This window comes from Streptomyces sp. x-80, assembly GCF_046549095.1.
GTDB lineage: Bacteria > Actinomycetota > Actinomycetes > Streptomycetales > Streptomycetaceae > Streptomyces > Streptomyces celluloflavus.
Genome location: NZ_JAJPWM010000052.1, coordinates 1 through 9,951, shown reverse-complemented (window position 1 = coordinate 9,951; position 9,951 = coordinate 1). Strand labels below are relative to the sequence as shown.

Annotated in this window: 8 protein-coding genes and 3 pseudogenes; 7 read left to right on the top strand and 4 right to left on the bottom strand. The window is 66.4% G+C overall.

What is annotated here, in order from left to right:
* Positions 1-515, top strand: a 515-nt coding sequence (locus ACLJWH_RS41605) for a transposase (protein ID WP_411147015.1), incomplete at its 5' end; no start/stop codon positions are given.
* Between the two features lie 15 nt (positions 516-530).
* Here the strand turns inward: ACLJWH_RS41605 and ACLJWH_RS41600 are convergent.
* Positions 531-3,461 carry a helix-turn-helix transcriptional regulator gene (locus ACLJWH_RS41600; RefSeq protein WP_411147014.1) on the bottom strand — a complete coding sequence of 977 codons (2,931 nt, stop codon included), beginning with the start codon at positions 3,459-3,461 and terminating at the stop codon, positions 531-533.
* A 38-nt stretch (positions 3,462-3,499) separates the two neighbouring features.
* On the opposite strand from ACLJWH_RS41600, the gene ACLJWH_RS41595 reads away from it, so the two are divergent.
* Both ACLJWH_RS41595 and ACLJWH_RS41590 read left to right on the top strand, forming a co-directional pair.
* Entirely contained in the window at positions 3,500-3,715 is a 216-nt protein-coding gene (locus tag ACLJWH_RS41595) for a hypothetical protein (protein ID WP_411147013.1), read from the top strand.
* 19 nt (positions 3,716-3,734) lie between these two features.
* A complete protein-coding gene (locus ACLJWH_RS41590) occupies positions 3,735-4,091 on the top strand; it encodes a hypothetical protein (protein WP_411147012.1) in 357 nt (118 codons plus the stop codon).
* 761 nt (positions 4,092-4,852) lie between these two features.
* On the opposite strand, the gene ACLJWH_RS41585 is transcribed toward ACLJWH_RS41590, so the two are convergent.
* Positions 4,853-5,667 (bottom strand): IS5 family transposase gene (locus tag ACLJWH_RS41585; RefSeq protein ID WP_411147016.1). Its coding sequence is split into 2 segments (ribosomal slippage): positions 4,853-5,319 and positions 5,319-5,667, totalling 816 coding nucleotides; the frame shifts between segments, so codons are not numbered across the junction.
* Between the two features lie 80 nt (positions 5,668-5,747).
* Here ACLJWH_RS41585 and ACLJWH_RS41580 point away from each other — a divergent pair.
* A pseudogene (locus tag ACLJWH_RS41580) lies at positions 5,748-6,134 on the top strand (transposase); the annotation flags it as partial.
* Here ACLJWH_RS41580 and ACLJWH_RS41575 read toward each other — a convergent pair.
* A pseudogene (locus ACLJWH_RS41575) lies at positions 6,111-7,359 on the bottom strand (IS110 family transposase). The pseudogenes ACLJWH_RS41580 and ACLJWH_RS41575 overlap by 24 nt on opposite strands.
* Positions 7,360-7,553: 194 nt before the next feature.
* Between ACLJWH_RS41575 and ACLJWH_RS41570 the strand changes: the two are divergent.
* From ACLJWH_RS41570 to ACLJWH_RS41560, 3 genes and pseudogenes are all read left to right on the top strand, one after another.
* Positions 7,554-8,021 (top strand): annotated as a pseudogene (locus tag ACLJWH_RS41570) (IS5 family transposase); the annotation flags it as partial.
* Positions 8,022-8,281: 260 nt separating this feature from the next.
* Positions 8,282-8,545, top strand: a complete 264-nt coding sequence (locus tag ACLJWH_RS41565) for a winged helix-turn-helix domain-containing protein (protein WP_411147011.1) — start codon at positions 8,282-8,284, stop codon at positions 8,543-8,545.
* Positions 8,546-8,811: 266 nt separating this feature from the next.
* Positions 8,812-9,249, top strand: a complete 438-nt coding sequence (locus ACLJWH_RS41560) for a hypothetical protein (protein WP_411147010.1) — start codon at positions 8,812-8,814, stop codon at positions 9,247-9,249.
* 20 nt (positions 9,250-9,269) lie between these two features.
* Here the strand turns inward: ACLJWH_RS41560 and ACLJWH_RS41555 are convergent, their stop codons facing one another.
* Positions 9,270-9,671 carry a hypothetical protein gene (locus ACLJWH_RS41555; RefSeq protein ID WP_411147009.1) on the bottom strand — a complete coding sequence of 134 codons (402 nt, stop codon included), beginning with the start codon at positions 9,669-9,671 and terminating at the stop codon, positions 9,270-9,272.
* Positions 9,672-9,951 lie beyond the last annotated feature (280 nt).

The following is a 9,951-nucleotide window of genomic DNA, read 5'->3' as shown; positions in this document are numbered from 1 at the left end:
TGGTCACGTGCGTGCGTGGATGGTTCCCATATCCGCGCCAAAAAAGGGGGACCCGACACCGGCCCGTCGCCGGTCGACCGGCGGAAGACGGGCAGCAAACATCACCTGATCTGCGACGGACGCGGCACCCCGCTCAAAGTCATCCCACCGCAGCCAACGTCAACGACGTCACCCAGACCCTCGCCCTGGTCGACGGCATCCCGCCCGTCGCGGGCCGCCCCGGCCGGCCCCGCCGACGGCCCAAAGCCCTGCTCGGCGACAAGGGCTACGACTCCAACGCCCACCAGGACGAGCTGCGTCACCGGCGGATCCTGCCCGTCATCTCCCGCAAGGGATCACCGAACATCAAGGGCATGGGCAAGCTCCGCTACGTGGTCAAGCAGACCTTCGCCCTGCTCCACCACTTCAAACGCCTCGCAGTCCGATGGGAACGCCGCACCGAACTTCACGACGCCTTCGTCTCCCTCGCCTGCAGCCTCATCTGCTACCGCAGCCTCAAGAAGGCCCGATCATGATCGTGTTACGAGCTCTCAGGCACCGTGGGCAGACGTGCCGTCGCCGCTGAGTGCTGAGGCGAGGCCGGCCCGTTTGACCCCGATCTTGCGGTAGGTGCCAGAGAGGTGGAATTCCACGGCCCGTACCGTCACGCACAGTTTCTCGGCGATCTGACGGTTCGTGGCGCCCTGGGCGGCCAGCAGGGCGACACGGTATTCCTGGGGGGTCAGGCCGTAAGGCGATGAGTGACATGCCGTGCCGCAGGCGGGGGCGAGGGCTGTGAGGTGGTGCTGGGCACGGGCCTGGAGGGGGGCGGCGCCGCAGATGTGGGCTAGGTGGGCGGCCTGGCGCAGGGCTTCGAGGGCGGGGGTGCGGTGGCCATTTTCTTCGGCGTGGATGCCGAAGTCCAGCAGGGCATGGGCCAGGCCGAGGCGGGAGGGCGACTTCTCCAGGGCGGTCACTGCTTCGGTGAGCAGAGTGCTGCGCCGTTCGCCGTCGGAGGCCATGGCCAGGGCATGCAGCGCGTGGCCGATCGTACGGGGGGTGTTCCAGCGGTGGGCGTAGGCCAGTTCCTCTTCTGCAAGCTTCCGGGCCCGGTCGGTTGCGCCGAGGAGGGTGTGGGCGGTGGCGGCGCGGGATCTCCAGGGTGCGACTGCGGGGTTGCGCATTTGCCACACCTCAGCCCGGCGTCCGCACTCCTCCAGGTCCGCTGCGGCTTGCTGCGGGTCGCCTTCGGCAATCCGCAGCAAGCCGCGGGCGCACAGCACGAAGTTGTGGTGCAGGACTTCGGGAAGCTCGTCCGAGAGCAGGTCCCACTCGGCGAGGGTGGCGCGGGCCTCGTTCAGACGGCCGGCCGGCACGAGGGCCTCGACGAGCCCGGCGGCGCAGGACAGCGCGTCGCCATCGGTGGTGGCGCCATCGCGGCCGAAGAAGTCGAGCGCTGCGGTGAACTCCCGTGTTGCTTGGGTCACATCGCCTGCGGCGAGGGACAGCTTGCCGTGCGCTGCGGCCATGATCGCGGCTGCCCGCGGCGATCCGCTCTCCGTGGCGAAGCGGTCGGCGGCTGCGTACAGCTCCTTGGCCGTGTGCGGTTCGTCGGCGGAGGGGAGAGAGAGCAGGGCGTAGTAGCCAGGCGGGCGGAAGAAGAGCGAGTCGGCCCCGGCCAGTGCCTCGCGGGTGTACTGGATGACATCCGTGCGTGCTTCGCCTCGCCAGCTGTTCATCGCGGCGAGGAACGCCAGGCGGGAGCGTCGCAGGTCGGGACTGTCGGGCAGCTGGGCCGACAACTGCTCGATACGAGCCCGGGCGTCGGCGGCCGTCTGCATGCGCTGGAACTGCGAGACCATCGCCATGGCGTTCAGGGCCCAGGTCAGGTCGCGGTCCTGGGAGTCGAGTCCGGCGAGTACGGCGTCGGCCACGTCCACCGCCTCCTGGTGGGCGGAGGCCATGCACAGGGCGGGTACCAGGCTCAGCGCCACCCGTGCGGCACCCTGGGCGTCGGCGGTACTCCCCAGGGCCGTACGCAGGTGCCCGATGCCCTGGGTCGGAGCGAAGGACAGTTCCACGCTGCCAAGTTCAGCCAGGATGAAAGGTCGCTGGCCGGGGAGCAGCGGCTGGTTCAGGGCGTGTTGGAGGTAGGTGGCAGCGACATCTGGTGCGCCCCGCGACTCGGCCAGGTGCGCGGCCTCGCGCAGGACGTCCGCAGCCCACGGCGGGAGCACTAGACTGGAGTTGAGAAGGTGGGCGGCGATCCGCTCGGCCGGCGCCTGGGCCTGGCGCAGCAGCTCGGCGGCCTTGGTGTGGCTGGCGATCCGGCGGCCGATGAGAGTGTTGTCCAGGACGGCGTTGCGGACGAAGGTGTGGACGAACGCCAGCGGGCAGGAGTTCTGGAGCACCTTCATTTGCACCAGTGCGTCCAGGGCGCGAGCCGCGGCGGCCGGGGCGAGATCGGCCAGTTCGGCAGCCAGGGCGAACTCCGTACGGTCTCCCAGGATGGCCACTGCATGGGCGAGTTCGGCCGCGTCAGGGCAGGAACGGAAGCTGGCGATGAGGCGTTCGGCGACCGCCGGGGAGCCTAGTTCGCGGATGCTCTGCTCGGTGATGCGGGTCGGGGGTTCGGGCTGTCGGACGAGGATGCGCAGGAGTTCGGTCAGCAGGAAAGGGTTGCCTCGGGTGACCTCGCGGCAGGCGGGGGCGATCCGTTGCGCGACGGGGCCACCAACCGCGTGACGCACCACCTCCTGGACATGGTCGGGGCCCAGAGGCGCCAGCCGCATGATGTGCGCCGCGGACAGCAGGTCGTCCAGGGCCTGGTCGGCGTGCGGGTGTTCGCCCTCGGTCGTGCACAGGACCAGCAGAACTGGTTGGGCGTTCAGTCGGCGTACGACGTAGGAGAGACAGCGCAGGGACGGTGCATCGGCGAGGTGGGCGTCGTCGACGGTGACGAGCAGCGGGGCTCGGTCGGCGAGCGAGCCCATCAGCCGGTAGAGCGCGTGGTGGGTGGCAAAGCTGCCGCGGTCGCCGTGCGGGGAGTGGAATCCACGGTCGCGCAGGACCATCGCGGCCGCCGGTCCGGCCGACTCCAGCAGCGCTTCCCGCTGCTGTTCGTCGTATTCGGCGAGCGGATTCTCAAAGAGCTGGCGGACGACTCCGAAGGCGAAATCTCGCTCCAGGGGCGAGCCGTCGGCCCGGCCGACGGTGAATCCGCGGCGGCGGGCGTCGTCGGTGAGCGGGTCGAGTAGCGAGGTCTTGCCGATGCCGGCCTCGCCAGTGAGCAGGACGACCGCTGGACGTCCGTGGGAAGCTTCGGTCAGTAGGGCGTGCAGCAAGCGGAGTTCGCTGTTCCGCCCGATGAGGGGAAGGCGCTGTGTCTTTTGTTGGCGAGGCAAATTTTTCAACCTGTTGACTTTGAGTAACTGCTCAATAAGTCGTGTGACCTGCGGTTGATGGGTCGTTGGTCTGGGCATGGGCCTGTCGAAGCGCTGTCTCGTCGTGCGAAGATTTCGTGCGCGTGATCGCGGATCTTCATGCCAGGCTGGACGCGGTCGAGGCGGAGAACGCTCAACTGCGCATCGAGTACGCCGAGGTGAAGCAGCGGCTGGCGATGGGACTCGTCGAGCCCCTCGAAGCGGCCCTCCTCGGATCCGCCGTTTCGCAAGCCGCCGCCGCGTTCCCAACGCCATCCCTCGGGACGTCGGCCGGGCGGTCAGCCAGGACATGAGGGCACGAACCTGCATTGGGTGCACGTAGCCTGCACCAGCCGTCTGACCCGGTACACCGCCCATGCCAGACGCGGACGGGAGGCCATGGGAGCGGGCGGCATGCTGCTGCACTTCACCGGGACCGCCGTCACCGACGCCCTCGCCGCCTGCTACCAAACCCGCGAAGCTGGCCAACAGGCTCTGCTCCACGAGGAGATCACCGCCTTCGAGGCCCGGTCCGGCCAGACTGTGCGCGTCGGACGGGCCGCCAACCTTGACCCGCCACCCGGCGGGAGGAAGCCCTTCGCCCCCCAGTTCGCGGACTGCATGAGCCGACGCCGCGAGGACTTCCTGTGCTTGCTGCACGACCTCATGGTGCCCTTCACCAATAATTAGGCCGAGCAGGATATCAACACGACCAAGATCCAGGCGAAGGTCTCCGACAGCTGGTACACCCTCGCCAGCGCCAACCGCCAGCTCCTGGTGCACTCCTACCTCTCTACCGCCACCAAGCATGGCCTCAACCCTCTCACCGTCCTCCGTGATCCCTTCGCAGAAATCCCTGACTGCCGCCCTCTCCCGTGCAATTAATGACCTGAGCAGTCGCCAGGATTCCAGCATGCAATAGGTGGGATTCACACTCACCTTCTGTCCCGCAGCACCACTTGTCAACTTGCCGACCACCAGGCATAGATAGTGATCGCGGCATTACGTCGCGAACTCCTCTTCGGCTCTCTTCAAGTTCGCTTAGGGTGCCCTGGACTCCTTGTGGAGAATCCGCAGGAAAATTGCGGGCTGAAACGGATGGCATGTTCGCAGGCGCAAGAGATGATCGGGACGTCGTTTCTCGCACCAACGAGAAGGAGAGTGAGGCGTTGTGGTGAAGCTCTCCGCCCTCTGGGTTCTCGGACTCCTGGAGCCTTCTCCATGTGTAGGCTTGTGGGTGAAGCATCAGCGGCATGTTCACAGTGGCGTGACGAGCGGGGCATCCCGCCGATTGGTGAGTCGCCAAACTGCTGTCTCACCTGCGGAGATGCGACGCGTTCTCCTATCCCGCCATATGCGACGTCGACATCGAACTCGTGGAGCTGGCGACGATGGTGATCGTCTCCTGCGATGGTGGGAGGAACCAGGTCAGCACTCCCTTAGGTCGTGTCCTACATGGTGAGCTTGAGTAGTCGCTTGTAGCAGCAGAGGGCGGCTGCCAGTCCGAGAAAGGCCAGGTAGTTGCCTGGTCTCCGTTCGTAGCGGTGGTTGAGGCGCCGATATCCGGTCAGCCACGACATGGTGCGTTCGATGACCCACCGCTGGCGGCCGAGTCGTTCGCTGGAGTCGATGCCTTTGCGGGCGATGCGGACACCGATGTGCTTACCCCAGAGCCATCGCCGCAGGTGAGGTACGTCGTATGCCTTGTCCGCGTGAAGTCGCACGGGCTTGGAATCGGTCGCGTGGGATTCGTGTCCCATGTGGAAGTGGGACAGCATCGGCTTCAGGGCGAGGCTGTCGTGAGTGTTCGCCGCGGAGAGTCCGACGCGTAGGGGCAGTCCGTTCGCGTCGGACAGGACGTGCATCTTGGAACCGGGCTTGCCTCGGTCCACGGGGCTCGGACCTGTGTGTTCGCCCCTTTTTTAGCGCGGACATGGGCGGAGTCGAGAACCGCGCGCGACAGATCGATCAGGTTCTGGCCGTCCAGGAGCTGGAGCACCTTCTGGTGCAGTCGTCCCCACACACCAGCCCGGGACCAGATAAGGAACCGGCGGTGCACAGTCGACTTCGAGGCCCCGAAGCAGGGCGGCAAGGCCCGCCAGGCGCAGCCGCTCACCAGTACATAGATGATCGCAGCGAACACCGCCTCATCGTCGATGTTCGCGACTCCACCGCCCTGCGGGCGAACCCTCGCCGACGGCAACAGGGGCCTGGCAATCTCCCACAGCCCATCCGGCACGATCCATCGCCACCGTCCACTCCCCATAGCCAGCCCAACGACCAACTGACCATGTAGGACACGGTCTTAGATCGTGTCCTATGTGGTGAGGCTTCGTTGGCCTGTGGATGGGGCGGGGTGCGTGGAGTTGGATTGTTCCAGAGGGGTTGTGGGAGATCGCGAGGCCGTTGATCCCTGCGTCGAAGGTGCGGCCGCAGGGCGGCGGCACACGGGGCACGCCTGATGAGACGGTGTTCGCGGCCATCGTCTATGTACTGGTCAGTGGCTGTGCCTGGCGTGCGTTGCCGCGGTGCTTCGGGATCTCGAAGTCGACTGCTCACCGCCGGTTCCTGATCTGGTCGCGTGCCAGGGTGTGGGGCCGGCTGCATGAAGCAGTGCTGCACCGGCTCGACGATGCAGGACTGATCGACGTTTCCCGCGTTGTTCTGGACTCCGCCCACGTCAGGGCAAAAGTGCCCCTATGGTATTCGTCAAGCCGCGGTGGGGATCGGGGCTTCGTAGAAGGTGCCGTCTCGGAGCATGGCGAAAAGTACGTCGATGCGTCGTCGGGCGAGGGCGATCAGAGCTGCCACATGGTGCTTCCCCTCGCGGCGCTTTCTGTCGTAGTAGGCCCGTGACTCCGGCTGTGAGAGCGAGGCGAACGCGGCGAGGTAGAAGGCACGTTTGAGCTGCTTGTTGCCTCGCCGGGCAGGGTGTTCGCCGCGGATGGGGGAGCCGGAAGCGCGGGTGACTGGCGCCAGGCCGGCGTAGGCGGTCAGGTGTCCGGCCGTGGCGAAGGCCCTGCCGTCGCCGACGTCGATGAGGATCCGGGCGGCGGTCCTGACTCCGATGCCGGGCATGGAAGTCAGGACCGGGGGAAAGAGGGTGGGCCTCCAGCAGTTCCTCGATCCGGGCCGCGAGGAGTCTGCGCTGGTCCAGTACGGAGCCGAGGCTGGAGACGAGACCGGGGATGATCAGTGCGGCGGTATCGGTGCCGGGGACGACCACGGTCTGCTCGTCGAGCGCGGTGAAAACGTCCTCGACCAGGCGCTCGGCCATCCGCTGCGCCTTCGGTCGTAGCAATGTGACCAGTTTGCGCCGTCCTGCCTTTCTCAGCTGGGCAGGAGAGCCGAACCGTTCGAGCAGGGTGAGCACGGCGGGATGGTCCAGGCGAGGGCCGAGGACCTTCTCCAGCGGCGGATGGATCTGCGTCAGCAGGCCCCGCAGACGGTTCTTGGTCCGCGTCACCTCGGCGGCCAGGTCATCGTCGAATCCGGTGAGCATGTCCAGCTCGGCCACCGTCTCGTCAGCCGCCTCGACGGCCCGCAGCGTGTGCGGCATCGTGCGGGCGGCGTCTGCGATGACATATGCATCGCGGGCGTCAGTCTTGGCCTCGCCCGGGTAGAGGTCGGCGATCTGCCGCATCGTCAGGCTCGGGAGGTAGGCGACGCGGCAGCCAGTGTCACGGGCCACGGCCAGAGGCAGTGCACCTATGGAAGCAGGCTGGTCGACAACCAGCAGGACGGTGCCGTGCTTGGCCTGGAGCTTGGCGAAGACTTCTCGGGGCTTCGGCTCGGTGTTGGGCAGCCGCTTGTCAAAGACCTTCTTGCCCTCCGGAGTCAGCGCCGTGGCGTGATGTTCGCCCTTGCCGACGTCCAAGCCCAGGTAGACGTCTACACCGCCGTCACCGCTCACGTACTTGCTCCGTGCTCGCGTTCTTCCCGGCCCTACCTGCGGCATCAGCGTGCCGGCATCCACGTTACGAAGAGACTGCCCTCACCCGGTGCGGGATCGGCGCTCGTGCCCCTAATCAGCGGTCTGCCAATGCTTTCAGTCCCGGTGACACCACTTTTTCGATCATCGTCGACTGGGGGCTCAAGCCATACCCGGGCCGAAGGCCGGGAGCCTCCTTGCGAGGCCACGAAGAAGGTAACGGGGGCGAACTTACAGGCCCGAGCCCCGTGGACCGGGGCAAGGCGAGTTCCACGATGCACGTCCTGTCGGACGCGAACGGACTGCCCCTCCTCGTCGGCCTCTCGGCCGCCAACACCCACGACAGCCAAGCCCTGAAGCCCATGATCCAGGGCCACCAAACGAGACACGACCCGCACCACGGCCGCCATTTCAAGCCCCAACGCCTCCACGCCGACAAGGCTTACGACGTCCCTCACCTGCGGAAATGGTGATGGGGCAAGCGCATCGGCGTGCGCATTGCCCGCAAGGGCGTCGAGCCCAGTGAACGACTCGGCCGCCGCAGGTGGGTAATGGAGCGGACCATGTCCTGGTTGACCGGCTACCGCAGGCTCAACCACCGCTACGAGCGCCACCCTCGCAACTACCTGGCCTTCCTCGGTCTCACCGCAGCCATCTGCTGCTACAAACGACTTCTCAAACTCACTACACAGGACACGGTCTTACTGGTGATCTGCATGGCGACGTGCCCTGTGGTGCCGGGCCACTACCGTGCGCTGTACGCGGTCATCACTGCGAGTGGGGCTCAGCACGGCCTTCTTCTCCGGCGAGCCGCTGTGGTGGGTGCCAGGGGGCTATGTACTGTGCCGTCCTTCCTGGTCGGCATACTGGAGCGCAAGGACGTTGACCCCACAGAGAGTACGCTGTGACACATCCGCGGAAGTCACTTGACAGCGTCATCCATGCGCCTGTGCGATTCTCCATCGTTGCCGCGCTGGTTTCGGTCGATGAAGCTGCCTTCACGACCCTCCGCGAGGCCATCGAGATCACGGATTCGGCTCTGTCCAGGCAGATCGTTTTGCTCGAGCAGGCCGGCTACGTGAAGGTCCGCAAGACCTTCGTCGGCAAGCGTCCCCGTACTTGGCTTTCCCTTACCAGCGAGGGCCGCACTGCCTTCACTCGCCATGTGACCGCCCTCCGCGACATCGCCGGCTGGGGGCCTGCCAGCGAGTGACGCCCAGCTCACCTGCCGGTCCTCTGCGACGGCAGCATCCGAGCGGCGATCATGTGCGAGTAGCCGGATGCCATCACTGGCTCCGGCGGGTGTCCGGCCTGGCCAGAGCACGGAGGATGGGCGAGGGGGCAAGCGAGGTTCAGTCCGCCTTCGGTTCTCCAGCCCGTCATCTGCCTTGCTCCGGCCATGTGTGCGCTGCCCCTACCTCAGGAGGTGCCTCGTCTCGACATGCCATTGCGGCACGATTTAGTAAAATGGTAGATTTTATGTTTCTTTCTCTCCGTATCGAGAACAGGAGATCAGCCATGCCGTACGGCCCTGCCCACCCGATGCGTAGGAACCTTGTGGTCGCAGTGCTGGCCGGAGCCGCCTCGATCGTTTTCGCACGTGGCGGCGACACCTGGGGGGCCGGGACCTGGTGGCAGGACGTGGCCAGCGTCGCGCTCTGGCCCTGGTTCCTGATAGTAGGCGCGATCGGGGTGACGGCACCCCGGCTGTGGGACGCGGTAACGCGGGCCACTCTCGCCATGGTGCTGATGGTGATCGGCTACAACGTGCTGAGCGGCGGGCTCGACCTGGAAGGTAACCGGCAATCGTTCCTCTACTGGAGTGCGGCCGCCGTCACCGTCGTCCCCGCCGTCGCGGCGGCAGCCTATGGGGTCACTCTCCTCGCCAGGCGGGTACTGCCGGGGCGCTCGTCCTGAAGCCCCGGATCCATACGGGCTCAACCGGGTGCCGAGCCGATCGGTTCCGCCGGGAGGAGGCTCTGGAACTGCTCGTCTTCCACGCGGCTACCGCTGATGCCCGGAGCGCGCGCCGATCTCGCCATCCGTGCAGAGCCGGAAGGGGGGACGGGGCGGGGCCGTCGGTGATCGACGAGCACCGGCTCCCCGCGAGGAAGGCGGGCGATGCCGAAGCCCAGCTGTTTCAGGCTGTCGCGCACCACCGGCCGCAGCAGTGTGCCGTAACGGGAGACGGCGGGCTGGGACAGGCTGAACAGTTCCCCAGCCATCTCCTGCACCGCGTTGTGACGTAGCAGGAAGCACAACAAGACTACCGCCCGCCACAACGGCAGCACGCGAGGCCGCCCACCGGTGAGCTCACAGTCGGGGAGCTGGCGCTCCATCCGTCCGATGAGTACATCCAGCTGATGCGGGCTCAGCTCCGTGAATTCTATGGCCTTCCTGTAACTCGCGGGCCACCTCCAGATCCGTTCGCCCCTGGGCAAGCAACTCGGCTGCCCGCAAGCGCACCTTGCGCGTATCGCATAACGACGACATATTGAGCCGGAACTGATGGGTTTCCTATTGGGTCGTGTAGCGGACGTGTTGGGCGGTGAAGTAGCCGCAGACGATGCGGGGTTGGCGTTGTCTGTGGTGCGGGAAGCGCCGGGTTTCGTGGGCGAG

Coding starts and splice junctions, on each gene's coding strand:
- ACLJWH_RS41600 (WP_411147014.1), bottom strand. CDS start 3,461: ATGCCCAGACCAACGACCCATCAACCGCAGGTCACACGACTTATTGAG.
- ACLJWH_RS41555 (WP_411147009.1), bottom strand. CDS start 9,671: ATGGAGCGCCAGCTCCCCGACTGTGAGCTCACCGGTGGGCGGCCTCGC.
- ACLJWH_RS41560 (WP_411147010.1), top strand. CDS start 8,812: ATGTTTCTTTCTCTCCGTATCGAGAACAGGAGATCAGCCATGCCGTAC.